The organism is Streptomyces sp. NBC_00162 (assembly GCF_024611995.1).
GTDB lineage: Bacteria > Actinomycetota > Actinomycetes > Streptomycetales > Streptomycetaceae > Streptomyces.
The window spans coordinates 1-23,589 of record NZ_CP102510.1; the positions used below are offsets into that span (position 1 = coordinate 1).

Below are 23,589 nucleotides of genomic sequence, written 5' to 3' on the forward strand. Positions count from 1 at the left end.
CAGCGCTGCGCGCTGAGGAGAGGACGGCCTCGCTCCGCTCGGCCGTCCCGCCTTCGGCGGGAGGACCCTCCGCTTCGCTTCGGGTCCCGCAGCGCTACGCGCTGCGCCAACGAACCGCCTCGCTTCGCTCGGCTCTGGGCCGGCTTCGCCGAGTCAGAGCCGGCCCGAAGGGCCTGAGTCCGCGCTTCGCTGCGGATGGTTCGGGTTCCGCTTCGCTCCACCCGAACCCATGCCCGCTCTGCGGGCATGGGTTCGGCACCTCAACGCTGCGCGTTGAAAAGAGAACCGCCTCGCTTCGTGGGCCGGAGCCAGCCCTTCGGTCGGTGCCCTTCGCTTCGCACTGGTTCCGGTTTCGCTGCGCTCCACCTGAACTGCTCCCTCGCTTCGCTTGGGGGATGACCGGGCCTACGGCCTGTTCAGAGTGTCCACTTCGCTCTCACCCTTCTCCTTATGGCTCCGCCTCCAGGACCAACCCGCTACGCGGGCGGCTAGCAGTGGAGCAGAGTGGGGCGCCCGAGCCGGAGTCTGCCTGCGAGGAATGGGGAACAAGGGTGCTGTCCGCTGCGCCACGGAGCCAACCGTCTCCTAGGGTCGTTCAAAGGCCTGGAGTACGCCGCCGAGTGAGAAGCACAGTGCGCCGGACAGTGTTCCCCAGTTGGCGATGTCGGTGTTGACCAGACTTCCGGTGGCGGGCCGGGTGAACGCGGCGAGTGCCGAAACCATGAAGAGCACCGACCCGAGTTGATTCACGGCGACGACCCACCAGCCGAGGCTCCGCGAGTGGACGCAGGGCCGGGACCGATGGCAGATCTCGGCGAACGCGAGATGCCCCGAAACCAGGAACAGCACGCATCCGATCACGTCGGGAGTCCAGATCAGCCTGTTGGTCTGCTGGACGGTGAGCCCCTGCAGGAAGGAGTCCAACAGGTTGACGCCGAATACGAGCGTTCCTACGAACAGCACAAACGTGCTCAGCCAGTCCAAGCGCATCGGCTCGTACCCCCACCACCTCCAATCGGCCGTGACCAGTGAACCGCCCCCTTGGGAGTGGCGGGGCGCGTTCAGCACCTGCAAGAGCGAGGTGTAACCCCCGATGTTGAAGAACAGTCCGCCTGCGAAGTAGATCGCGGCACTCTCGACCGCGTCGCCCGAGCCGAACTGGGCGACGGCTGCGCCGAGGGCGAAGAGTGCTCCGCCGATGACGAACGCGCTCGAGGCGACGGTGTTGAGCCTTCGAAGGCGACCCAGAGCCTTGGCATCGGTACTCGGGGACATGGTGACCATGCCTCCCGGACCGCGGACCGACAGCGCCCCACGCCTGCGCGCGAGCCGCGACTCCCAGACCACCGTTTCCCCTTCAGGGCGGTGCCAGGTGAGCCGGGTCGTGAACGGTCCTGCACCATCGGCGCGCTGCTCAGGCTGTCCCACGGCCCGAGCCTAGTCCCGTGTGCAGTGCCCGATGGGCAATGAAACACACCGCTCCTCCCCTGGCGTTCACGGCGTCGGTAATCTCCTCGTGCGGGTCCCGGCCGAGCCGGGAGGCCCGCCGCCGACCGCCTGTGGCGTAGCAGAACATCGGGATCGTGATTCATTCTGGATTTCCGATAGAAATGGGGATCCAGGACCACCATCCCGCGGGTGGGGGCTCGGTCGTGCCTGTCGACGAGCAGTGAAACTGCGTACTGCCCAACCAGCCTGCACGATCGAACACAGATCGGATTGGGGAACTGGTGTCCCTGACTATCCGTCATGAGCTGGTTTTACCGATAAGGGCCAGTGAGGACAGGGGGTGTTTCGTTGAACATACGCGAGGAGGCGTAGCAGCGGCTGCTCCCAACTCCGGTCGGTGGAGCCGCCGGGGGCGTCAGGAACCGTCGTCATCCGCTGACATCCAACAGCTGCCCCACACCGCCCACTCACACCGATCCGTGTCCTGGTTCGGTCACCGATGTCTGGCTGCTCGGCATAAACTGACGGTATGCCCGAATGATGCTCGCGCAGTCCGCATAACGTGGCGACATGCTGAAGGTATTCCTGCAGGTGGGTGCTTTCGTGGCCGTCCTCTGGTGCTTCGTTGCGGCCGTCAGATGCGCGGCCCGCGGCGACCGGTGGGCGCTCTGGACCCTGCTGCTGGCCGTCCTGACCGGCGTGCAGTACCTGGTGGGCCTGACCCACCTCCTGGTCCTGGACATCCGCGAGATGTGCGAGCTCACCCTGCACACGAGCTTCGACCCCGACGAACACGTCGAGACGCTGCTCCCGCTGTCGAAAACCTGCAACGCCGATAGCGAGCTGGTCCCGGCCTACGTGAACCCGGTCCTCGCCGTCCTCGCCTTCGCAACCCTGGCGGCCGGGGCTGGAACCGTCACACGCGCAGTCCGCACATCGTGCCTTCCCGGATGACGATGTCCGCCAGGTAGCCATCCTGCATCCAAGCGACAGAGGTCGGGTTCGGTGTGCACGGCATGACCGACACGGACTCGGGAAATGTGGACCGGGGGTTCACCAGCGAAGCTCGGTGACGCTGCTTTTCAGGAGGTGGGGGCGCGGCGGATGGTGGGGACGGGGGGCCTGGGTGAGGAAGTCGAGGATCAGGCGGTTGACCAGATCGGGCTTCTCCTGGGTGAGGAAGTGGGAGGACCTCGCCGTAGGGCGGGGCCGAGGGAAGTGTGCGATCGACGTCGACGTCCCACTCCTTGGCCGGTCCGGCCGAACCGGACTTGTTGAACCAGCTGCTTCACCAGGTCCGGCCGCTGCATCGCGGTGAACGCTCCGTCGCTGTGCCCGACTAGGTCGGCCGGCTCGGAGGTGACCGTGCCGGTGTCGCATCCCGGCACCCGGGATCCCGGACGTCGTCGGCTGCCCGGTCAAGGCGTCAGCGTGGGCGTGTGAGGTGCCTGGTCATCGAGTGCGGCGGGCCGCGGTGTGGAGGTGGCGGCGGAGGTCGGCGCGGAGTTGTGGGAGGGGAGTGGTGGCGCCGAGGCGGAGGAGGAAGTCGGGGGTCTGCCAGGTGATCAGGCCGCCTTGGCGTGAGAGGTACAGGCCTACTCGGGTGATGCCGAACTGGTCGTCGTAGTCCAGGAGGAGGTAGCCGGCCAGCTGGTGGATCTCTTCGCGGCCCAGGCGGCGTGGGTCCTTGGTTGCTTTGCAGTCCAGCAGGCAGCCGCCCAGGATGAAGTCGGCGTCGGCTCCGCCGATGTCGGTGCTGCCGGTGAAGACCGGGCCGCACACGCGGGAGGCGGGGGGCAAGGCGCGGAAGGGGGCGAAGGGGGTTCGTGCGAGGCGCATCTGCTGGTCGATGTCGTCGATGACGTATGGGGGGACTCTTGTGGTGAGGGTGTCCAGGGATGTGCCGGGCGTGGCCGGATTGAGCAGGCTGAAGCGGCGGATCTCTCCGGTGCGGGCGATGTCCTCGAAGAAGCCGGCGACGAAGCAGAGGCGGGTGAGGGCTGCGTCGTCCAGGGTGCCGGGGTGGGCCAGGTGGGCGTCCACGGTGGCCAGCAGCTGCTCTCCTGCCGTGTGGAGGGCCTTGCGGGGTTCGCCGTCGGCTGCTCCGCGCAGCGGCCTGGTGCCCTCGAGGAGCCTGACGCCCGCGTCGACGGCGGGGCCGAGCCGGCCGCCGAGATGCAGACGGATCCGGTAGTCGATGGCGTGTCCGAGGGCGGACCAGTTGGGGTGTTGCACGTCGATCGGCTGGACGGGGTGCGGGAGTTTCGCGATGTGTGTCTGGCAGTCGCGGATCAGGCTCTGGGTGTGGGGGAGGTGGGTGGCAATGAATCGGGAGATCGGTGAGGAGTCGTATTTGAGTTGTGTGGTGAGGCTCAACTCGATCAGGGGGCGGCCTGCAACGGTGCCGTCGCGGGCCGGGGTGTTCATCGTGGTTTCGTATCCGTCGATCCAGCTGATGCCTTCGGTGTCCAGCAGGTGGCCGGCGCGCGTGACCGCGACGTAGATCAGGCGGGCCTCGCTCGGGTTCAGCGGGCGCTGGAGGCCGTGGTCGTCGACTGGCGGCGCCAGGAAGCCCTTTCCGATGCGTACCGAGGCCCACTCACGGCCCTTGGCCTTGTGCGCGGTGGAGACGATGACGGTCGCCTTCTCCTCGGGGGAGAGCCGGTTCACCGCTTCGATGATCTGGTCCGGTCCGTAGGTGTCGACCAGTTGCACGATCGCTTTCAGGTCCTGCCCGGCCTTGTCCTGCTCGGCGTACTCCTGGACCTCGCCCCATGAGGAGAACAGGAACAGCTCGGGGTGGCTGGTGCGCCGGCCTGTCTTCAGCTCCAGGGCGGCCGTGGCGGTGCGCTGCAGCGCGCTGCCGCCGCCGGTCAGTGCGACCGGGATGCCGCGGTCCAGGTAGGCCAGGACTTCGCTCATCGCGTCCATATTGCCCCGGCACAGCACCGCCTGCGGGTTGGCCACCGGGCCCACGAGGGAGTCGGAGCCGTGGCCGGTCAGTCGCATCTCGGACCCGGCGTGCCCCAGCCACCGGTTGGCCACCTCGGCGATGGCGGGGCCGAAGCGGAAGGACTTGGTCAGGTGCAGTTGCTCGGCCGGGAAGCCGGTCATCACGTCGCGCGCGTTGCGCCAGCCGTAGATCTGCTGGGCCGGATCCCCGACGCATACTCTCTGCGCGTCTTGGGCGAGGAAGACCTCTTCCAGGACCGGGTTGGTGTCCTGGGCTTCGTCCAGCAGGACGAAGTCGGCCCCGAGCCTGGGTTCGGCCATCGCCCATAACTTCATGTAGTGGTCGTGCTCGAACCGCAGTTCCCCGCGGGGAGAGCAGATGTCCTCCCATGCCCGGTGCGCGTACGGCAGGAGTGTGCGCGCCACGTACTCCTGGCCCGAGTCGTCCAGGCCGTTGATCGGGTCCATGTGGCGGGCCATGACCGTGCGGTCGGTGGTGTAGCAGAACTTGCGGATCATGCCCATCACCAGGCGTGCCTGATGGGGGACCTTGATGGTGCGGGAGCTGATGTGGAGGTCGCGGGTGATGCCGAGCAGACGGGCGGTGTGCTTGGCCGGCATGCGCGTGGAGGCGTTCAGCCGCTCTCGGTAGAGGTAGCCGACGGCCCTGAAGGCGAGGGAGTGCGCGGTGCGGCATTCGACGTTGTTCCCGAAGCGCCTGCGGGCGTCGTCGGCGATCGCGCGGTTGAATGCGACGTAGAGTCCCCGCTTCTTGCGGGTGGCCTCGCCCATGAGGATCAAGGTGGACGTCTTGCCTGTTCCCGCACCTGCGACGAGCGCCAGGTCCTGGCCCGCGGTGAACGCCTCGCGGGCTGCGCTCTGCTCCTTCGTCGGCTCCATGGCCCCGAGACTGCCCCGGCCCGGCCGTGAGTACCCGTCCTCCTCCGCTGCCGTTCAGTCCCTGCCCGCTTTTCGTGACTCCGCCCCCTCCCTCGGTACTCCCTCCCCCGACTAGGGGCTGAAGCCCGGTTCGGACCCTTCGGTCCCTGTCCCTTCAGTCACTGCATAAACCTGCAGGTCAGGCGGCTGGACCCGGTTCGTCAGGGACTGAAGGGACTCAACTTCGCAGTTATAAGCCACATATGCATATACAAGATCCTTCCTACGCCCGCGCATACACGCACACACGTAAAGGCTGGAAGTAGTGATTCTGAGTCCCTTCAGTCCCTGGGATCTAGGCTGGAGGGCTGTGACCTGCATGTTTGTCGAGGGACTGAACAGGGAGGGACTGAACGAGGGTCTGGGGGGTTCAGTACCTGAGGCGACTGTGGGGGTGCGGACCGGTCGGCGGGTGAGGGGTGCGTGACTGGTGGGGGGTTAGAGGGGCTGATGCTCGGCAGGGGCTGGGTGAGGCGGGGGTAAAAAACGGCTGTGGCAGGCCGCGACACGCCCGGGCGTGTACTGGGGCGCAAGAGAGAACCTTTCCGGACGTACCGGGGTAGAACTTCAGGGACTGAGGGACTGAAGGGACTGAACTCTCGATACTGCGGAGATCCAGCCCGAGGTGTCGCGGTCTCTGCGGTAATCTCCGAGATAGTGAATCTTCAGTCCCTCTGGTCCCTGAGATGCAGGGTGCCGGGACAGGAGGAACCGTCCCTAACCGCGCGTCAAGGAAGAGCCAGTGCCCGTCTATTCCGAGCATCCGTCACGAGGTGTGAGTGGCGGGACGGCACTGGACGTGGCGACCTGGATGGCCTTGCGCGGCTACCCGGTGCACCCTCTGGCCCCAGGGACCAAGATGCCGGCCCCGAACTGCCCCGACTGCCGAAGGAGCCAGCATTCCCCGCAGGAGTGCCCGTGCCATGCGCAGAGCCGTTGGTGCCACGGCTTCCACGCGGCCACCACGGACCTTCGTACGGTGCGGCAGTGGTGGCAGACCGAGCCCGGGTTCGGTATCGGGGTGTCCTGTGGCCCCGCGGGACTCGTGGTGATCGACGTCGATGCCCACGCGGCGACCCTGCCCGACCGGCAGCGGCTGCTGCCGGGCATCCCCATCGACGACCGTGTCGACCTGACCGGACTGCAGAGCGGATTCGACACCTTGGCGCTCCTGGCCGCGTACCGTTCCCGGCCCAACCCCTGCGAGGACACGGCGACCCTGCGCGTCCGTACGCCGTCGGGAGGGATGCACATCTGGTACCGGGCGCCCCATGACGGCCCGGGCTTCCGGTGTTCCAGCGGCTCGAGCTCCAAGGTGGCGCTCGCCTGGCAGGTCGACGTCCGTGCCATCGGCGGCTACATCGTGGCGCCCACGACGCGTACGGCCGCCGGGGTTTACGAACCGTTGCCCGGAGCCCGGCTGCCTGCGGCCCTGCCGCTGTGGCTGACCGCCGAGCTCTCCCGTACCGGCCACACCGTCGAAACGGCCCCTGTGGCGCCCGTAGAGGCCCCTGTGGCGCGTCCGCAGGCACGCAGGCCCCGGCAGGCCGGGCAGCGCGTGCTCGGCTCTCTCCTGGACGAAGTACGGGCCTGCGGAGCCAGCCCCGAGGGAACGGCCTTCAGCGAGAAGCTCAACAGGGCTGCCTTCACAGCCGGGGGGCTGGTCGCCTCGGGCCACCTCACCGTCGGGGAGGGCCGGCAACTGCTCCTGGAAGCCGCGGACCACGCACGACCCCACCAGCCGCGCCGGAACGTCCTCATCGTCGAAGCAGGGCTACGAGCCGGAAGCGACCGACCGATCCACCCCAAGGAACGCCCATGAGCAGCGCCGGAAGCACGGGGTTCAACGCCCAGGCAGCGGCGGAACAGCTTGCCGCGTTCACGACCGAGACCGACGCCGCCACCACCACCGCCCGGCCCGGTCGGCGCCTGCCCGCTCAGCAGAGCGGAGTTCCGTCGGTTGCCGCCGCCGGCGAGTTCATCTCGTCCGGTCTGCTGCAGAACCTCACCGACCGGGGCAACGCCAAGCTGTTCGCCCACCTCCACCACAACCGGTTCCGGCATGTGGAGGGACTGGGCTGGTACGTGTGGGACGAGTACCGGTGGAAGCGCACCGGCGGGGAGAAGGCCGCGATCTGGGCCGCCGGTGACATGGCGGAGGACCTGCCCACCCACGATCCGCGTGGCCTCTTCACGGACCGGGAGCTGGCTAACCACCGCAAGCGCGCCATGTCCACCTCGGGTGTGAAGGCCATGCTCACCCAGGCCAAGGCGTCGCCCGAACTCGCCTTGGACCCGGACACCCTGGACGGTGACAAGTACGCACTGTGCACGCCGGCCGGTGTCGTGGATCTGCGGACCGGCGATCTGCACAAGCCCGACCCCACCCGGGACCTGCACTCCCGCGCCACTCATCTGGCGCCGGAGGCCATGCCCACGCCGAGATTCCACCTGTTCCTTCACCAGACTTTCGGCGACGACGACAAGGGCAAGGAGATGATCAACTTTCTTCATCTCCTGCTCGGCTACTCCATCACCGGTGACGTCGGCGGCCAGGTCCTGCCGTTCCTCTACGGTGTCGGCGCCAACGGCAAGTCGGCGCTCCTCGACGTCGTCATCAAGATCCTCGGCGACTACGCGGACGTGGCTCCGCCGGGCTTCCTCATGGAACGCGGCAAGTTCAACGAGCACTCCACCGAGCTGACCGAGCTCCATGGCCGGCGTCTGTTCGTCTGCAGCGAACTCAAGCCGCACGACAAGTTCGACGAGGCCCGCGTCAAGCTCCTGACCGGTGGTGACCGGCTCAAGGCCCGGCGCATGCGGCAGGACTTCTTCAGCTTCGAGCCGACCCACAAGCTGTGGCTCCTGGGCAACCACCGGCCGGAGGTCGGCACCGGCGGGCACGCCTTCTGGCGCCGGATCCGGCTGATCCCCTTCGAGAAGGTCGTCCCCGACCACCGCAAGATCGACAACCTGGCGGAGGCACTCGTCCAGGAGGAGGGCCCGGGGATCCTCCACTGGATGATCCAGGGAGCCAAGGCCTATCTCGCGGCCAAGCCGGCCCTGACCGGGCCCAGCGTGGTCCGTACGGCCACCCAGGCGTACGCCACGACCGAAGACCACATCGGGCGGTTTCTCGCCGAATGCTGCACCACCGGGGTGGATCTGCCCGATCCTCGTGACCTCAAGGTCGAGCAGGGAGCCCTCTACCGCGCTTACAGTGCCTGGTGTCTCGACGGCGAGGGACTGCGTCCGGCGACCACCCGCGCGTTCGCCACACGCATCCGCGCCGAGGTCGGTGTCGCCTCGCCCAATGAGATGCTCCGTTCGAACGGGCAGAAGTTCTACCCCGGCCTGGCCCTCCTGGCAGACGAGGAACCGACCTCGCGTGACGCGAACAGGGCAAGCACGACCTGACTGGCCGACGTGTGCCGCCGCCCCGGGGCGGGCACGCCTACGATGGACAAGGACGATGAACAGACCCACCAGCCGGCTGTGGCCCGCAGGGCCCTGCCGCATACCGGCATCGGCGCCGTTCGCGGCGTGGAGGAACCAGGGGCCCGGAAGGGCCGACGTGAACGAGGAAGGACCCAGGCCATGAGCTCGCTACTGACAGCAAGCGATCTCGCCCACGAGGACAAAGTGGTGTGGCTGGAGGATCCCGAAGAGCTCGACTACGTGCGCCAGGCCCTGGACAAGACTCCCCGCCGCCGGGGAAAGCCGCGCTACCACCGTGACGGGCGCATGATCGGCTTCACCGAGCTCGGTGACACCGCGGAGGCGGACCCCGACAGCGGTCTGCAGAAGCGGCGCGTCTTCTACCTGTTGCCGCACGACCGGGATGCCGAGCCCCATGGCCTGTACCGGGAAGGCGCGCCGGGCGAGGCCGTCGACCCGCGCACGATCGAGCCCCGGCAGGTCGGCCGGAAGACCGAACGCTCACAGCGAGGGCTGTCCACGCCCACGGTTGCCTGATTCGGACTCTTCGGTCACTTCGGTCCCTCTGGTCCCTTGCACCCCGCTGGGCGCGGGGCACTGGACGGGTGGCCGAAGTGTTTGAAGGTAGTACTGAAATTCGGTCCCTTCAGTCCCTTCAGTCACTTGGGCTCAGGGGCTCAGGGGCGCGCGTCAGAAGGCGAAGTCGACGTAGTCGATGTCCGTGAACTCGACCAGGAGGCTCGTCGCGCGGGCGCCGTTGTCCTTGAAGTAGATCTCCTGGAGGGCTTCGGCCGCGATCTGGCGGAGTCGGGGTTCGGCGGCGCCGGCTTCCTGGGCGGCGAAGAGGCGGGCCGCGTACTCCGGGGGCAGGTGCTGGGTGATGCGGCGCATGCGGCCGTCGTCGGTGGTGCCGGGGGCCGCGGTGAAGCCGAAGCGGGCGCGGGTCTCGATGACCAGGCCCGTGGTGGTCGAGGCCCTGGCGCGGGCGCGCTTGCGGACCAGCGGCTGCCAGCGGTTGCGTACCTCGGTCTCCAGGCGGGCGGCGAGTTCCGGCTTGGGCTGCTTGATCTGGTTCTTGACGTAGCGCTCGACCGTGCGCTGGGAGATGCCGAGGGCGGCTGCCACGCTCTTGGTGCTCTTCAGTTGTTTGACCAGGAAGCGCATCTGGGCGCCCGCGGACTTGGGGATCGCGCGGGTGAAGTGCAGTGCGTCGGCCTTGGTCAGGCTGTCGGAGATGTCGGACATGGGTTACTCGCCGTCTGCCGCTGCGTCGTGGCCCTTGATGTGGCGGGCGGGGTTGAGGTGTTCGTCGAGCATCTGGACGGCCCAGAGCAGACTCTGGGTTCCCTCGTGCTTGACCATGCCGGGGCTGACGCCGAGGCGGAAGCCCCCGGGGAGGGGCTTGCCCTCGGGGGTGCGGGGGAGGAAGTCGAGGGGGCTGGGGCCGTCGGAGAGGTAGACGGCGCAGTCCGAGAGGACCGCGATGGGGTGCAGGCCCGCCGTGGTGGCCAGCTTGTTCATCTTGCGGTGCATGTTGACGCGGGCCGTGGCGATGACCGCGGCGCGGATGTCGGGGCGCCAGGTGGGGCGTTCGAGGGCGGGCCAGCGCTCGCCGGGGCGGTAGCCGGCGCCCTGGGGGCGTTCGCGGAGCTTGCCGATGCCGCCCTTGACAGTGGACTTGATCGCCGAGAGGACCGCCGCGGGGACGGGGCTGTGATGCTCGGTGCGGGCTGCCATCGCCTGGAGGAACGCGTCCTCGGTGAGGGCCGGGGTGATCCCGAGGTCCGCCATCGTGGCCATGTAGGCGTCGCGGAGACGGGTGTACCAGGCGTCGAGGTAGGGGCCGTGGTCGGGGCGGAGCCAGGCCTCGGTGGGGTGGACCTCGTGGCCGAGTTCCTGCGCGTAGGCGAGCGTCGGGGTGGCGTACCAGGCGGGGCCGGTCGGGGCCTTGCCGTGGGGGGTGAAGGGGCTCGGGAGCCGGGGGTCGAGGGGGAGGGAGGAGAGGTCGGCCAGCCAGCAGCCGGGGGTCTTCGGGTCGAAGCGCGGGCCCGTACGGTGCGTCGCGGGGCCCAGCCCGACGGTGAGGCGGTTCGCGGCCGCGGCGAAGGCCATGTTCACGTCGATGCCGACGGCGTGGGTGCGGGCGCACTCTGCGTCGGTGAGGAGCTCCGGGTCGCGGATCCAGTCGTACGCCTCCTCGTCGAGGACCTGGTCCGGGGTGCGCTGATGGGAGCGGGGGTAGAGGGCGGCGACCACCGGGTGCTCGTCGGGGGCTTCCGGGGGAGCGGGGTCGACGGGCTGGGTGAGGGAGCCGGCGACGGGGGCGGATTCCCAGGTGTTGGTCTCGGGGTTGCGGGCGGCGCGGGTGGGGGGACGCAGGGCCGTCATGAGTTCGAGGCCGGTGACCGCGGTGGAGCCGCGGGGGGTGAGGACGCGGGTGGCGTACGTGGTGAGGAGCGCGGCGAGTTCGGGGGCCGGGAGGGCGGCGGTGTCCTCGCCCCAGGCGCGGGGGTCGAGGGCGCCCCAGGGGAGGATCGCGAGCTGGACGCACTGGCGGCCGGTGGTGGGGGTGGCGGGGCGGTAGATGCGGGGCCAGGGGCCGAAGCCGCGGCGGGTGAGCTGCCACTTGGCCTTGGTGAGCTGGCGGATGACGGGGTGGTTGTCGGGGAGGCGGAGGGCGCGGCGGTCCTCGAGGGTGAGGGGGAGACCGAGCCGTTCCACGGCGGGGGCGGTGAGGATGAGGAGGGGGTCGCCGTCCTTGCCGTTGCGGTGGAGGCGGGGGGAGCGGAGGTTCGCCGCCGGACCGAGGGCCCAGGTGATGAGGGAGGGGAGATCCTTGGTGGGATGGTCGAGGACGAGGCCGCCGGTGGTGTGGGCGTGGCCGGTGCCGTCCAGGACGGCCAGGGGGCCGTGGCCTGCCAGGGGTGTGGAGGGGGGTGTAATGGGGGGCTTTGCCCCGGACCTCGGTGCGGGGGTCGGCCCGGCGCCTGGGGTGAGGGCTGGCGGGGGCGGCGTTGTGGCGGCCGCGCTGGTCGTGGGGGCTTGGGGCTGCGCCTCGGTGCTCGGTGCAGCGGGGGCTTCGGCGTTAACGGCGTTAACGTCGTTAAGGGGGGTGGGGGGTTGGGGGGTCACATCGTCCACCCCGTTAACGCCGTTAACGGGGTGGAGGGTGGAGAGGCCCTCCAGGAGGCGGGCGTAGGCCGCGCGTTTGGGGGGGCGGGGGGCGGTACGGCCGGTTTCCCAGGAGGTGACCGTTTCGCGGCGGACCAGCAGGGCCTTGGCGATCTGGTCCTGGCTCAGTCCGGCGGCTTCGCGGAGGCGCTTGCGCTCATCCGGGTGCGGGAGCGGGTCCTGGGCGGCTTCCTCGAGCAGGGCGTCGACCGCTGCGAAGAGGCTCTCTTGTTCGTTCGGCATGGGTACCTCCGGGGGCAGCCTATGCGAATCGCACCGCTGAACGCACATGAAACACACGTGGGGGCGTTAACGGCGTTAATGCCGTCAGCGCCCCCGGCGTGGGTGGTGCCTTGTGCCCTCGGCTGCCCGGCTCAGATTCGCAGCATGAGGAGTTCCGTGACGGCCTTGAGGTCGTCCGGGGTGAGGTGCGCCGTGAGGGCGTCCGCGATCGTTTCCGGCGAGATCGTGGAGATCGTGATCCGGGGGGACGGGGCGGGTGTGGTGGAAGAGGAGGAAGGGGTTGAGGGGGCGGGTGGGGAGTTAACGGCGTTAACGCCGTTAACGGGCTGGGGAGTGCGTTGGCGGGGCGGATTGACCGTGTTGATCGTCTCGTCCGCGGCGGCCTCCTGGACCTCCTGGGGGAGGCGGCCGATGCGGCGGGCCGGTTCGACCTTGAGCTCGCCCGTCTCGACCTTCTCCTGGAGGCTGGGGGTGAGGTTCAGGAGGGTCAGGCGCTGGGAGACCCAGGCCGCCGTCTTGCCGAGGCGCTTGGCGACCTGGGCCTGGGAGCCGTGGACGTCGACGAGTTCCTGGAGGGCGCGGGCCTGGTCCATCGGGGCCACGTCCACGCGGTGGACGTTGGCGATCAGGGCCGATTCGAGGATGTCCGCAGCCGATGCGGACAGGGCGTCGTTCACGTGGATGTGCAGCGTCTTGAGGCCGGCCAGGTGGGCTGCCGCCAGGCGCCGGTTGCCGTCGATCACCACGTACGGGGCGCGGCCCAGGCCGTCGGTGGCGCCCGGGTGGGCCTCCATGAAGGCCATGCGGGTGGCGACGGCGAGGGGCTGGAGCTGGCCGCGGGCGATGAGGGACTGCGCCAGCTCGTCGAGTTCCGTGAGGTCTTCGCGGAGGTTGAAGGGGTTGTGGGCGAGTGCCTCGATGGGAACCTCGGACGGCGGGATCACACCGGAGGTGGGTGCGCCGGTGGCCTCCGCGATCGCCGCGCGGCGGGAGCTGACGCCGACCGGCTGAGCCCGGGCGAAGGATGCCGAGACTCCGAGTTTGTCGGCCTTGCTGCTCATGAGATCTCCCGGGCGAGGGCGCGCAAGGCGACCGCTTGGTCGCCCTTGGGGGCGTAGACGAAGAGGGGCTGCTTCACGCGGACGGCTTCGCGCTGTTCCTTGAGGTCGGGGACGATGGCGACGACCCGCGGATCCTTTATGTCCATCCAGGCCTGGAGGGAGGAGGTCGCGATGTAGCCGCGGCGGCCGTCGTAGAGATTGACGACGAGGCCGAGGTAGTCGATGTCGAGGCTGAGGTCGTCGCGCAGATCGTTGATCTGGGAGGTGAGGAGGTCGTAGGCGTCCGCCGAGGAGTCCTCCGCCTGTACGACGATCAGCGCGCCGGAGGCGCCCGGCTGTTCGGTGTCGCGGCGGCGCCCGTAGTAGATGGCGGCGTCCATGCTCAGGCCGAGGCTCGGGGGGCAGTCGACGAGGATGACGTCGTAGTCGGACTCGACGGGGGCCAGGGCGCGTTCAAGGGCGGCCTCGCGGGCGCGGACGGTGGAGAGGCGGACGTCGAGGAGGAAGGCGTCCGTGCAGGCGGGGAGGATGTGCAGCCGGTCGCCGAAGCGCTCGTCCGTGATGGGGACGATCAGGTCGGAGAGGGGGCCCTTGGCCTCGCCGGCCATGTGGCAGGTGAGGCTGTCGCCGCCGATCGGGAGCGGCTGCTGGCCGAGCTGCTTGGTGAGGTGGCCCTGCGGGTCGAAGTCGATCAGCAGCACGCGCATGCCCAGGCCCGGGAGGTCCTCCAGGTCCAGGATGGCGGAAGCCGGGTCCGGCTGCTGTTCCTCGTCCGCCGTGAGGCGGGCCAGTTGGCGGGCGATGCGGACCGGGTGGAGGGTCGAGGCGTCCTCGGCGAGGGCCTCGGCCGTGCCGGCGGTGATGGCGGTCTTGCCGACCCCGCCCTTCTGGTTGCACACGATGATGCGGCGTACGACGGAGGGCCGCTTGACCGTGGGGGCCGGGTTCATCTCCAGCCAGAGGCTGACGGCCTGGGCGAGTCCCTGGATGAGGGAGACACCGCGGTGCTTGGAGTCGGTGCGGAAGGACTCCCACTGGCCGGCGGGCAGCCAGGTGGAGAACGATTCGGCGCCGGAGGTGTCGACGGGGGAGGGGGCGGAGGCGAGCGCGCTCCAGTGGCTGATCCCCTGGTGGACGGCGTCCTGGATGTCCACCCGCAGCTGGGCGGTGCGGATTTTCAATTCCTGGCGCAGCCACGGGGGAAGCTTGGAGACGACCTTCTCTCGGTCGCTCTGAGACGAGGGCGAAGTCATGAGGGGGACTTTACTAACGTTCAGGGGTGCGCGTGAGCGCCACGCTTGGGTTTTGCTAACGAAATGGCGCGCTTCTGGTTCCGGATGCGCGACAGGGCGGCCTCGCACACGCCGTAGCGAGCACCCCCGTGGTTCACCACGGCGTGTGCGAGGCCGCCCTGGAAACGCCGTCAGGCGGGCAGAGCGAGTTCGGCCCGGCACTCGGGCGAGCCCGACGGGTCGAACTGGGGGATCCGGTCCGCCGGCACGATGCCGGGGAGAAGCAGGTTCCACAGGTCGATGACCCGGGCGTGGAGGTCCTCGCGGCCGGTGCGGACGTGCGAGGTGACCTGGATGCCGGTGAACGAGCCGACCAGGAAGGTGGAGACGTCGTACACATTGAGCGACGGCAGTACGTCGCCGCGTTCCTGGGCCGGTGTCAGACAGTCGTGGCAGGTGTCGATCCAGTTGTTGTACGGGGCGGGCTCGGGGCGGGTGAAGGAGCCGAACTCGACCACCAGGCGGATGCCGGCGCGGATGCGGACGTTGGTGCGCAGTCCGAACGCCATCTGGTGGGTGAGGTCGATGATCGTCTGGAGCCCAGGGTTCTCGATGGCGGGGACGTCCTGGGAGACGACCTGGAACTGCTCGTCCATCAGGGTGCGGGCGAGTGCTTCCTTGGACTGGAAGTGGAAGTACAGGGCGCCCTTGGTGACCCCGGCGTGCCGGACGACGTCGCTGAGGCTGGTTCCGTCGAAGCCGGAGCGGTCGAAGGCGACGGCCGCGCCGTCCAGGATGGCCTGCCGGGTGATCTCGGCCCGTTCCTGCCTGGCCCTTGCCACGTACGCGTCTCCCGATCGGTTGGTGCGTGGGAGTGGATCCCACGGGGGTCAATCTAGTCGTGCAACGGCAAAGAAAACCAGTCGACAGGTACTTTTTAGGGGGAGGGGAGGGGGATTTGATGGAGTGTGAGAGGTTTTGTGGCGCAACTTTTCGATGGGTGGCAGGGGCATGGAGGCGTTAACGGCGTTAACGCCGTTAAGGGTGCCGAGCTCTCCGCTCGCCGTTAACGGCGTTAACGGCGTTAACGGCGTTAAGGGTCAGGCGGTCAGGCTCTGTGGTTCCGGCGCCATCGAGGGAGGTCGGGTAGTGGGGGAGGGGGAGGGTCGTCGCGTCCGCCCCGGCCTTCAGCATCCAGTCGAGGATGCGGCGCCGACTGAGCAGGCCGTTGCGCAGGCGCAGGCCGAGCCCGGTCGCCGGGGCGAGGAAGGGGCCCGTACGGTCACCGTTCTTCTGGCAGCCCTGGGCGTAGGTGCGGAGCAGGGACTCGTAGCGGGCGAAGGCGGCCCGGTGGTCCTCGGGCGACCGGGAGAGCTCGCCCGCCAGGACGTACGCGGCCACGATGCCGGTGCCGGTACCCATGCCGCCGATGGTCGCGCCGCAGGCGGCGTCGCCGACGAGGGCGATCCGGCCGCTGGACCAGGCGGGGACGTCGGCGCGGCTGATCGAGTCGAAGTAGAGGTCGTCGGCGGTGGTGAGGGAGGACAGGAGCTGGTCCACCTGCCAGGGCAGGCCCGTGAACGCCTGGCGGAGGAGGGCCTTCTGGGCCTCGGCGTCGTGGCGGTCGTACGGGAGCTCCGGGGAGGCGAAGACGAAGAAGGCGCGGGCCCGGGTGGGGTCGGTGTGGTCGGCGCCGACGCTGGCCAGCCGGCCGGGGGCGTTGTGGCCGACGGAGCCGGCGCCGGGGCGGAGGCCCAGGCGGTGGTCGTTGGGGAGGCTCCAGGTGGCGGCGTAGTAGCCGAGGTGGGTGACGTGGTCGGCCTCCGGGCCGAAGGCGAGGCGGCGGACGTTGGAGTGCAGGCCGTCGGCGCCGATGACGAGGTCGAAGGTGCGGGGCGGGGAGCTGCGGAAGGTGACGTCCACGCCGGTGGGGGTCTCGGTGAGGGAGGTGATGGAGTCCCCGAAGACGTACTCGGTGAAGGGGAGGGAGGCCTCGTGGAGGACGCGGGAGAGGTCGCCGCGCAGGACTTCGATCTCCCCGCCCGCGAACTCGGCGGGGAGGTGGAGCAGCTGCTCGCCCTCGGCGTCGACGAAGGTCATGGGGCTTCCGCCGGTCTGGAGGCGGCGGAGGTCTTCGAGGATGCCCATGCGGCGCAGGACGGAGAGGTGGGTCTCGCCGCGGAAGTCGACGGCCTGGCCGCCGGGGCGGAGGGCGGGGGCGAGTTCGACGACGGTGGGGCGGAAACCGTGGCGGCCGAGCCAGTGGGCGAGGGCGGGGCCGGCGATGCTCGCGCCGGAGATGAGGACGGTGCGGGGCGCCTGCCGCGGGCTGTGCGGGTTGGGACGGGGGGCCGGGTGGGGGTCGGGGTACTGGTCCATGGGAACTCCGTTGCGATAACTGTGTCCGGCGGACACTGAAGCGATACCGTGTACGGTAGACGCAGTTTTGGTGCGAGCGCAAGGGGATCCGATGACGGATGAGCAGTGGGGCGCGGCCGTGCGGTTGTTGTGGGGACCGCCGGCCAAGCCCGCGCGGGGGCCGAAGCGGGGACTCACGCTTGAGAGGATCGCCCGGGCGGGGGTCGGCATCGCCGACCCGGAGGGGCTGGGCGGCGTATCGATGCAGCGGGTGGCCGGAGAACTGGCGGTTACGAAGATGGCGTTGTACCGCTACGTACCGGGGAAGGCCGAACTGGTGTCGCTGATGGTGGAGTCCGCCATCCCGGATCCGGGGGTGGTCGACGCCGCCTGGGCGGAGGTGGCGGAGGCCGAGGGATGGCGGGGGCGGCTCCGGGTGTGGGCGCGGGAGTTGCTCGCCGGGTTCCGCGGGCATCCGTGGCTGCTGGAGGCGACGGTCGGGGCGCGCGTGATGGGGCCCCGGGAGCTGGGGTGGATGGAGCGGGCGCTCGCCGCGTTGGACGGGTGCGGGCTGACCGGGGCCGAGGCCATGGATGCGGTGGTGTTGCTGACCGGGCATGTGCGGGGGATTGCCGAGCAGGAGCGGGCTGCGGGGGGCGGGGCCGGGGCTGGGGCGGCGGGGCCTGATGCGCAGCTCGTGGCGGTGATGGGGGAGCTGATGCGGACGCACGGGGAGCAGTTCCCGGCGCTGGGGGCCGCGTTGGCCTCCGTGGCGGAGCACGGGGGGCAGGACCAGGCGCTGGAGTTCGGGCTGGAGCGGATCCTGGACGGGTTGGGGTTGCTGGTGGCGCGGCGGGTGGGTGGGGCCGACCGTTAACGGCGTTAACGCCGTTAACGCCGTTGAGGGGGTGGGTCGGCCTCAGGCCCCGGCGGGACTCGCCGTTAACGCCGTTAACGGTCGGGGGTCGTTAACGGCGTTAAGGGGGCGAGGGGGCGCGGCCTAGCATGGGGGGCTTATGAGCGATCTTGGGGAAGGGCTGCAGGGCTTTCGGCTCGATGTGGCACAGGCGGAGTTGGACGATCTCGGCGAGCGGCTGGGGCGGGTGCGGTGGCCCGATGAGTTGCCCGGCGTGGGGTGGGCGTACGGGATTCCCCTCGGGGAGATGCGCGAGCTCGTGGAGTACTGGCGCGGGGAGTACGACTGGCGGGCGGCCGAGGCGCGGCTGAACGCGTGGCCGCAGTTCACCACGGTCATCGACGGGGCCCGGGTGCACTTCGCGCATCTGCGTTCGCCCGAGCCGGATGCCACGCCCTTGCTGATGGCCCACGGCTGGCCGGGGTCGTTCGTCGAGTTCCAGCGGGTCGCCGGCCCGCTGACCGATCCGCGGGCACACGGCGGGGATCCCGCCGATGCCTTCCACCTCGTGCTGCCGAGCATTCCCGGCTTCGGGCTCTCCGGGCCGACGACCGAGACCGGCTGGGAGTTCAAGCGGGTCGCGCGGGCCTTCGGGGTGCTGATGGAGCGGCTCGGGTACGAGGCGTACGGGGTCCAGGGCGGCGACTGGGGAGCCGCGATCTCGCGGGAGCTGGGGCGGATCCGGCCGGGGAACGTGGTCGGGGTGCATCTGAACCTGCTGCCGGGCGGCGGGGCGACCGAGGAGCCGGGCGCGGAGGAGCTGGCCGCGGTGAGCCCGGACGAGCGGGAGCGGACCCTCGCGTCCTGGGAGCGGTACCGGGTCTGGGCGCGCGAGCGGCAGGGGTACGCCGACATCCAGGCGACCCGGCCGCAGACCCTCGCCTACGGGCTGAACGATTCGCCTGTGGGGCTGCTCGCCTGGATCGGCGAGAAGTTCGCCGAGTGGAGCGATCCCCGGAGCCCGATCGACCGGGACCAGATGCTGACCAACGTGATGCTGTACTGGCTGAGCGGGACGGCCGGCTCTGCCGCCCGGATCTACTACGAGCGGGCACACGCCGACTACTTCGGGCAGCCGCCCGAGGTGTCGCGGACCCCGACGGCCCTGGCCGACTTCCCCCGGGACAACTTCATCCCGCTGCGGCACGTCGCCGCGCGGACCGACAACATCGTGCGCTGGACCTCGTACGAACGGGGTGGGCACTTCCCCGCCATGGAGGTGCCGGAGTTGTTGGTGGGGGACGTGCGCGCCTTCTTCCGGCAGATGTGATGATCGCTCGATGATCGACGAACAGAGGACTCGGCCCGTTCTGGACGGCGACGAGCGGGCCACCCTGACCAGCGTCCTGCAGTGGCAGCGGGACACCCTGATGATGAAGTGCGCGGGCCTGAGCGCCGAGCAGTTGCGGCGGAAGGCGGTGGTCCCGTCCGGGCTGAGCCTGCTGGGGCTGGTACGGCACCTCGCGGAGGTGGAGCGCGGGTGGTTCCGCAACGTCCTGGGCGGCGAGGACGTGCGCGGCTACTTCCCGAAGAACGAGGCGGGGGAGTGGACGGAGTTCCACGTCGAGGACGCGGATCCGGCGGAGTCGTTCAGGATCTGGGAAGAGACCTGTGAGCGGTCGCGGAAGATCGTGGAGGCCGCCGAATCCCTGGACGTGACGGGGTACTTCGGCGACCAGCCGTACTCGCTGCACTACATCCTGACCCACATGATCGAGGAGTACGCCCGGCACAACGGGCATGCGGATCTGCTGCGCGAGGCGATCGACGGGGTGACGGGGGAGTAGGTACCCGCTCCCCGGTACCCCGCTCCCCGGTACCCCGCTCCCCGGTACCCCGGTCTCCGCGTGTCAGGCCTGGCGCGCGCCGCCGGCCCGGGTCACGGCGTCCAGGGCGACCTGCCACGGGAAGTGGGGCGGGGCGTCCGGGCCGGCCGGTCCGGGGGTGAAGCCGGTCTCGCCGTAGAGGAGTTCGACTCCGGCGGTGCGCAGGACGGCGAGGGACTGGTCGAACTGGGGGTGTGCGGCGAGGGCGGCGTTCGTGCAGGGCATGGCGACGACGGGGGTGCCCTTGCCGATGGCTTCGGCGGCGACGCCGACGGCGAACCGGTCGGTGAGGCCGAGGGCCCAGGCGTTGACCGAGTTGAAGGTGACCGGGGCGAAGAGCAGGGCGTCGGCCTGGGGCCATACGTCGTCCTCCCCGGGCAGCTTGTACTGCCAGCGCACCGGGTGGCCGGTCAGGGCGGCCAGCCCGTCGAGGCTCCCGGCCACCCAGTGCGCCGCGGTGGGGGTGAGCCCCAGGCAGACGTCCCAGCCGCGGGCCTGGGCGTCCTCGATCACATGGGCCACGTCGAAGACGGGCGGGGCCGCGGAGCAGAGCAGGTAGAGAGTCCTCGTGGTCATGTCGCCATATGATCATATTGCTTGACCTCGACCATGCTTGAGGTAGCCGTTGAGCGCACCCGGCAACGGGAAGAGCCCGGTCCCGGTGGATCCGTTCGTCCACCGGGGCCGGGCTGTTGTCTTGGTCGGTTGGTTGGTTGCTCAGGCGGTGACCGGTTCCTGCTGGGCGGGGGCGGTCTTGCTGTCCTGGCTCTCGTTGGGGGTGGGGGTGCCGCGGAGGGGGACTTCCTTGATGAACAGGGCGGCTGCGAAGCCGAGTACGGCGATGGCGGCGCAGATGAGGAAGGCCCAGTGGGTGCCGACGGCGACGGCGTACCGGTAGGCCTCGCGGACGGCTTCGGGGAGTGTGGCCAGGCTCGCCGCGTCGAGTTGAGCGGAGCTCAGAGCTCCGGCCTGCGGGCCGAGGCGGTCGGTCATGGCATCCGTGACCTGGGTGGTGAACAGGGTGCCCATCAGCGCGACACCGAAGGCGCCGCCGAGGGTGCGGCCCAGGGCGGTGGTGGAGGAGGCGACGCCCATGTCCTTCAGCTCGACGCTGTTCTGTGCGACGAGCATGGTGATCTGCATGAGGAAGCCGATGCCGGCGCCGAGGACGGCCATGTAGAGACCGGAGACGAGGCGGGGAGTGCTGGTGTCCATGGTGGCGAGGAGGAAGAGCCCGGCGACCACGAGTGCTCCGCCGACGACCAGGAAGATCTTGTATTTGCCGGTGTTGCTCGTGATGCGGCCAGTGATCATCGAGACGGTCAGCATCGAGCCCAGCAGGGGCAGCAGGAGCAGGCCCGAGTTGGTGGCGGAGGCACCCTGGACGGTCTGGAGGAACAGCGGGAGGTAGAAGACGCCGCCGACGGTCACGAAGCCGACGAGGAAGCCGATCAGGGCGATGAGACTGAAGTTGCGGTTGCGGAAGACGTGCAGCGGCAGGATCGGCTCGGCGGCCTTGGTCTCGACGTAGAGGAACGCTGCGGTCGACAGGACGCTGACGGTGATCAGGGCGATGATCTGGCCGGAGGCCCAGGCGTACTCGGTGCCGCCCCAGGTCGTCACGAGCACGGTGGAGGTGATCGCGGTGGTCAGCAGTGCCGCGCCGGGGTAGTCGACCTTCGGGCGGGCCGCCTGTGTGTTCTTCGGCAGGTGCAGCACCACGCTCACCATGGCGAGGGCCACGGCGGCGAGCGGGAGGTTGATATAGAAGGCCCAGCGCCAGCCCAGGTGGTCGGTGATGGCGCCGCCGATCAGCGGGCCGCCGATCATGGAGAGGGCGGAGACGGCGGCCATCAGGCCCTGGTACTTGCCGACCTCGCGGGGCGGGATCAGGCTGCCGATGATCGCCATGGCGCCGACCAGCAGACCGCCGCCGCCCAGGCCCTGGATGGCGCGGAAGGCGATCAGCTGGCCCATGTCCTGGGCCGCGCCGCAGAGCGCGGAGCCGATCAGGAAGATGACGACCGAGGTGAGGAAGGTGCCTTTGCGTCCGTAGAGGTCGCCGGCCTTGCCCCACAGGGGGGTGGAGGCCACGGTGGCCAGGGTGTAGATGGTGACCACCCACGACAGATGCTCCAGACCGCCGAGCTCGCCGACGATCGTCGGGATCGCGGTACTGGTGATCATCGTGTCGAGGGAGGCGAGCAGCATCGCAATCATGACCGCCACGAGGACGACCCCCACACTGCGCGGCTTGCTGCCCTCCGGGGGCACGCCCTTCGAAGTCCCGGCAGAATTGGCTGTGTCCACCATGTCCCCTCCCCTGACCCTGCTTGACGCACTTCCTCCCAGGCTGCACTTACTTGCCGCCCGGCTAGTTCCCTATTAAGGTAGACGTGTAACTAGCCGGGCGTCAAGTAAGTATGTGAGTCGAGGGAGATTCCATGTCCAGCAGCACTGCGCAGAGACGGCGCGGGGACACACGTCAGCGCATCCAGGACGTCGCACTGGAGCTGTTCGTCGAGCAGGGCTACGAGAAGACCTCGCTGCGCGAGATCGCGGAGCGCCTGGACGTCACCAAAGCCGCGCTCTACTACCACTTCAAGACCAAGGAAGACATCATCGTCAGCGTCTTCAACGACCTGACCCGGCCCATCGACGAACTCATCACCTGGGCCCAGCAGCAGCCCCCCACCCTGGACACCAAGCGGGAAGTGCTGCGCCGCTACAGCGAGTCGATGGGGGCCGGCGCCTCACTCTTCCGCTTCATGCAGGAGAACCAGGCGACGATGCGCGAACTGAGCATCGGCGAGACCATGAAGAACCACATGGCCGAACTCGTCGAACTCCTGCGCACCCAGGACGGCCCCCTCACCGACCAAGTCCGCTGCGTCAGCGCCCTCTTCACCCTCCACGCCGGGATGATGTACCTCCAGCACGTCGAAGGCGACCCCGAAGAAACCCGCCTCGCCGCCCTCGAAGTCGCTACCGACCTCATCACCCAGGCCCACCACTAGGCGTAGTACGGCCCGCCGGTCCACCTCGTCTGAAGATCATCCGGACTTTCTCCGGTGGGAGCGATGAGTTTCGGGCGCGGCCCCGGTCTACTCCTGTGACTGTGGGAACGAGCGCCCGACGTGGACGCCGTGCACATTTAAGGGGAACTGTCATGCGCAAGGTCATCGCCTCCATCTTCATTTCGGTCGACGGCGTCTTCGAGGACCCGAGCTGGTCGATGCCGTTCTGGAACGAGGAGGCGGAGAAGTTCGCCGGCGAGCAGCTCCTCGCCGCCGACGCGCTGCTCCTGGGCCGGGTGACCTACGAGGGCATGGCGCCGGCCTGGACCGCCCGCGCCGAGGGCGCCGAGGGCGCCGACGCCGGTACCGAGCGGATGAACGCGATGCCGAAGTACGTCGCCACCCGCACCCTGGACACCCCCGAGTGGAACGCCACCTTCCTGGCCGGCGACCTCGCCGCCGAGGTCGCCGAGCTCAAGCGTGAGGACGGCGGCGACCTGCTGGTCTACGGCAGCGGACAGCTCGTCAACACCCTGCTCGCCCACGGCCTCATCGACGAGCTGCGCCTGTGGACCCTGCCGGTCGTGCAGGGCAAGGGCCGGAAGCTCTTCGGCGAGGACTCCCCGATCACCACGCTGCGACCGATCGGCACCACCACCTTCAGCAGCGGCGCGCAGGTGCACGCCTACGCCCCCGCCCTCTGAGCCTCTGAGCAGACGGGAAACGACGAGATGACCCAGCCGGTGAAGGGCCCCGCCAGCTACTTTCCTTCGATCGAGAAGAAGTACGGCCGCCCGATCGCGCAATGGCAGGACCTCATCCGGTCCTCGCCCCTGACCAAGCACATGGAGCTCGTCTCCTGGCTCAAGACCGAGCACGGTCTGGGCCACGGACACGCCAACGCCCTCGTCGCGCACACGCTCTCCGAGGACGGTGCCCGCAGTTAGACGCTCGCGTATGGAGCTGAGCTTTTCGGCTATGTTCCGT

Annotated in this window: 20 protein-coding genes; 10 read left to right on the top strand and 10 right to left on the bottom strand. The window is 69.3% G+C overall.

Going from position 1 to position 23,589, the window contains the following annotated elements; genetic code table 11:
• Positions 1-585: 585 nt before the first annotated feature.
• Entirely contained in the window at positions 586-1,428 is an 843-nt protein-coding gene (locus JIW86_RS40065) for a hypothetical protein (RefSeq protein ID WP_257559651.1), read from the bottom strand.
• 591 nt (positions 1,429-2,019) lie between these two features.
• Between JIW86_RS40065 and JIW86_RS40070 the strand changes: the two genes are divergently transcribed.
• Positions 2,020-2,403 (top strand): hypothetical protein, encoded by a 384-nt coding sequence (locus tag JIW86_RS40070; RefSeq protein WP_257559652.1) that lies wholly within the window; start codon positions 2,020-2,022, stop codon positions 2,401-2,403.
• Positions 2,404-2,901: 498 nt separating this feature from the next.
• On the opposite strand, the gene JIW86_RS40075 is transcribed toward JIW86_RS40070, so the two are convergent.
• Complete coding sequence (locus JIW86_RS40075; protein ID WP_257559653.1) at positions 2,902-5,301, bottom strand: UvrD-helicase domain-containing protein; 2,400 nt, start codon at positions 5,299-5,301, stop codon at positions 2,902-2,904.
• 850 nt (positions 5,302-6,151) lie between these two features.
• Between JIW86_RS40075 and JIW86_RS40080 the strand changes: the two genes are divergently transcribed.
• From JIW86_RS40080 to JIW86_RS40090, 3 genes are all read left to right on the top strand, one after another.
• A complete protein-coding gene (locus JIW86_RS40080; protein WP_322975641.1) occupies positions 6,152-7,162 on the top strand; it encodes a bifunctional DNA primase/polymerase in 1,011 nt (336 codons plus the stop codon).
• Complete coding sequence (locus tag JIW86_RS40085) at positions 7,159-8,757, top strand: DNA primase family protein (protein WP_257559654.1); 1,599 nt, start codon at positions 7,159-7,161, stop codon at positions 8,755-8,757. Before JIW86_RS40080 ends, JIW86_RS40085 begins: the two co-directional genes overlap by 4 nt.
• Positions 8,758-8,937: 180 nt before the next feature.
• Entirely contained in the window at positions 8,938-9,315 is a 378-nt protein-coding gene (locus tag JIW86_RS40090; protein ID WP_257559655.1) for a DUF6009 family protein, read from the top strand.
• Between the two features lie 153 nt (positions 9,316-9,468).
• Here JIW86_RS40090 and tpg read toward each other — a convergent pair whose 3' ends face one another.
• The 6 genes from tpg to JIW86_RS40120 all read right to left on the bottom strand — a co-directional run bounded on the left by tpg (position 9,469) and on the right by JIW86_RS40120 (position 16,864).
• Entirely contained in the window at positions 9,469-10,023 is a 555-nt protein-coding gene (gene tpg / locus JIW86_RS40095; protein ID WP_257559656.1) for a telomere-protecting terminal protein Tpg, read from the bottom strand.
• Positions 10,024-10,026: 3 nt separating this feature from the next.
• The gene (gene tap, locus JIW86_RS40100; protein WP_257559657.1) at positions 10,027-12,192 is read right to left on the bottom strand and encodes a telomere-associated protein Tap; all 2,166 of its coding nucleotides are present in this window, start codon (positions 12,190-12,192) and stop codon (positions 10,027-10,029) included.
• A 131-nt stretch (positions 12,193-12,323) separates the two neighbouring features.
• Complete coding sequence (locus JIW86_RS40105; RefSeq protein ID WP_257559658.1) at positions 12,324-13,253, bottom strand: ParB/RepB/Spo0J family partition protein; 930 nt, start codon at positions 13,251-13,253, stop codon at positions 12,324-12,326.
• Complete coding sequence (locus JIW86_RS40110; protein ID WP_257559659.1) at positions 13,250-14,506, bottom strand: ParA family protein; 1,257 nt, start codon at positions 14,504-14,506, stop codon at positions 13,250-13,252. The genes JIW86_RS40105 and JIW86_RS40110 overlap by 4 nt, the downstream gene beginning before the upstream one ends.
• Before the next feature lie 170 nt (positions 14,507-14,676).
• Positions 14,677-15,327, bottom strand: coding sequence for a ScbR family autoregulator-binding transcription factor (locus tag JIW86_RS40115; protein ID WP_257559660.1), 651 nt, complete (start codon positions 15,325-15,327; stop codon positions 14,677-14,679).
• A 196-nt stretch (positions 15,328-15,523) separates the two neighbouring features.
• Positions 15,524-16,864 carry an FAD-dependent monooxygenase gene (locus JIW86_RS40120; protein WP_257559661.1) on the bottom strand — a complete coding sequence of 447 codons (1,341 nt, stop codon included), beginning with the start codon at positions 16,862-16,864 and terminating at the stop codon, positions 15,524-15,526.
• Positions 16,865-16,955: 91 nt separating this feature from the next.
• Between JIW86_RS40120 and JIW86_RS40125 the strand changes: the two genes are divergently transcribed.
• The 3 genes from JIW86_RS40125 (at position 16,956) to JIW86_RS40135 (ending at position 19,546) form a co-directional block, all read left to right on the top strand.
• Positions 16,956-17,720 carry a TetR/AcrR family transcriptional regulator gene (locus JIW86_RS40125; RefSeq protein ID WP_257559662.1) on the top strand — a complete coding sequence of 255 codons (765 nt, stop codon included), beginning with the start codon at positions 16,956-16,958 and terminating at the stop codon, positions 17,718-17,720.
• Positions 17,721-17,859: 139 nt separating this feature from the next.
• On the top strand, positions 17,860-19,029 hold the full coding sequence (locus tag JIW86_RS40130) for an epoxide hydrolase family protein (RefSeq protein WP_257559663.1): 1,170 nt from the start codon (positions 17,860-17,862) through the stop codon (positions 19,027-19,029).
• Positions 19,030-19,039: 10 nt separating this feature from the next.
• Positions 19,040-19,546, top strand: a complete 507-nt coding sequence (locus tag JIW86_RS40135) for a DinB family protein (protein ID WP_215148099.1) — start codon at positions 19,040-19,042, stop codon at positions 19,544-19,546.
• A gap of 63 nt (positions 19,547-19,609) precedes the next feature.
• Here the strand turns inward: JIW86_RS40135 and JIW86_RS40140 are convergent, their stop codons facing one another.
• Together JIW86_RS40140 and JIW86_RS40145 are read right to left on the bottom strand one after the other, a co-directional pair.
• Complete coding sequence (locus tag JIW86_RS40140) at positions 19,610-20,161, bottom strand: flavoprotein (protein ID WP_257559664.1); 552 nt, start codon at positions 20,159-20,161, stop codon at positions 19,610-19,612.
• 141 nt (positions 20,162-20,302) lie between these two features.
• On the bottom strand, positions 20,303-21,898 hold the full coding sequence (locus JIW86_RS40145; RefSeq protein ID WP_257559665.1) for an MDR family MFS transporter: 1,596 nt from the start codon (positions 21,896-21,898) through the stop codon (positions 20,303-20,305).
• Positions 21,899-22,029: 131 nt separating this feature from the next.
• Here JIW86_RS40145 and JIW86_RS40150 point away from each other — a divergent pair, with 131 nt between their 5' ends.
• The 3 genes from JIW86_RS40150 (at position 22,030) to JIW86_RS40160 (ending at position 23,549) form a co-directional block, all read left to right on the top strand.
• The gene (locus JIW86_RS40150; protein ID WP_257559666.1) at positions 22,030-22,602 is read left to right on the top strand and encodes a TetR/AcrR family transcriptional regulator; all 573 of its coding nucleotides are present in this window, start codon (positions 22,030-22,032) and stop codon (positions 22,600-22,602) included.
• Positions 22,603-22,754: 152 nt separating this feature from the next.
• Positions 22,755-23,306 carry a dihydrofolate reductase family protein gene (locus JIW86_RS40155; RefSeq protein WP_257559667.1) on the top strand — a complete coding sequence of 184 codons (552 nt, stop codon included), beginning with the start codon at positions 22,755-22,757 and terminating at the stop codon, positions 23,304-23,306.
• A gap of 27 nt (positions 23,307-23,333) precedes the next feature.
• Positions 23,334-23,549 (top strand): DUF4287 domain-containing protein, encoded by a 216-nt coding sequence (locus JIW86_RS40160; protein ID WP_257559668.1) that lies wholly within the window; start codon positions 23,334-23,336, stop codon positions 23,547-23,549.
• The last annotated feature ends 40 nt before the right edge of the window (positions 23,550-23,589 follow it).

What these genes read in the sequence shown, in the direction of transcription:
- JIW86_RS40070 (WP_257559652.1), top strand. Translation starts at nt 2,020, where the DNA reads ATGCTGAAGGTATTCCTGCAGGTGGGTGCTTTCGTGGCCGTCCTCTGG.
- JIW86_RS40075 (WP_257559653.1), bottom strand. Translation starts at nt 5,301, where the DNA reads ATGGAGCCGACGAAGGAGCAGAGCGCAGCCCGCGAGGCGTTCACCGCG.
- JIW86_RS40080 (WP_322975641.1), top strand. Translation starts at nt 6,152, where the DNA reads ATGGCCTTGCGCGGCTACCCGGTGCACCCTCTGGCCCCAGGGACCAAG.
- JIW86_RS40085 (WP_257559654.1), top strand. Translation starts at nt 7,159, where the DNA reads ATGAGCAGCGCCGGAAGCACGGGGTTCAACGCCCAGGCAGCGGCGGAA.
- JIW86_RS40090 (WP_257559655.1), top strand. Translation starts at nt 8,938, where the DNA reads ATGAGCTCGCTACTGACAGCAAGCGATCTCGCCCACGAGGACAAAGTG.
- tpg (WP_257559656.1), bottom strand. Translation starts at nt 10,023, where the DNA reads ATGTCCGACATCTCCGACAGCCTGACCAAGGCCGACGCACTGCACTTC.
- tap (WP_257559657.1), bottom strand. Translation starts at nt 12,192, where the DNA reads ATGCCGAACGAACAAGAGAGCCTCTTCGCAGCGGTCGACGCCCTGCTC.
- JIW86_RS40105 (WP_257559658.1), bottom strand. Translation starts at nt 13,253, where the DNA reads ATGAGCAGCAAGGCCGACAAACTCGGAGTCTCGGCATCCTTCGCCCGG.
- JIW86_RS40110 (WP_257559659.1), bottom strand. Translation starts at nt 14,506, where the DNA reads ATGACTTCGCCCTCGTCTCAGAGCGACCGAGAGAAGGTCGTCTCCAAG.
- JIW86_RS40120 (WP_257559661.1), bottom strand. Translation starts at nt 16,864, where the DNA reads ATGGACCAGTACCCCGACCCCCACCCGGCCCCCCGTCCCAACCCGCAC.
- JIW86_RS40125 (WP_257559662.1), top strand. Translation starts at nt 16,956, where the DNA reads ATGACGGATGAGCAGTGGGGCGCGGCCGTGCGGTTGTTGTGGGGACCG.
- JIW86_RS40130 (WP_257559663.1), top strand. Translation starts at nt 17,860, where the DNA reads ATGAGCGATCTTGGGGAAGGGCTGCAGGGCTTTCGGCTCGATGTGGCA.
- JIW86_RS40135 (WP_215148099.1), top strand. Translation starts at nt 19,040, where the DNA reads ATGATCGACGAACAGAGGACTCGGCCCGTTCTGGACGGCGACGAGCGG.
- JIW86_RS40140 (WP_257559664.1), bottom strand. Translation starts at nt 20,161, where the DNA reads ATGACCACGAGGACTCTCTACCTGCTCTGCTCCGCGGCCCCGCCCGTC.
- JIW86_RS40145 (WP_257559665.1), bottom strand. Translation starts at nt 21,898, where the DNA reads ATGGTGGACACAGCCAATTCTGCCGGGACTTCGAAGGGCGTGCCCCCG.
- JIW86_RS40150 (WP_257559666.1), top strand. Translation starts at nt 22,030, where the DNA reads ATGTCCAGCAGCACTGCGCAGAGACGGCGCGGGGACACACGTCAGCGC.
- JIW86_RS40155 (WP_257559667.1), top strand. Translation starts at nt 22,755, where the DNA reads ATGCGCAAGGTCATCGCCTCCATCTTCATTTCGGTCGACGGCGTCTTC.
- JIW86_RS40160 (WP_257559668.1), top strand. Translation starts at nt 23,334, where the DNA reads ATGACCCAGCCGGTGAAGGGCCCCGCCAGCTACTTTCCTTCGATCGAG.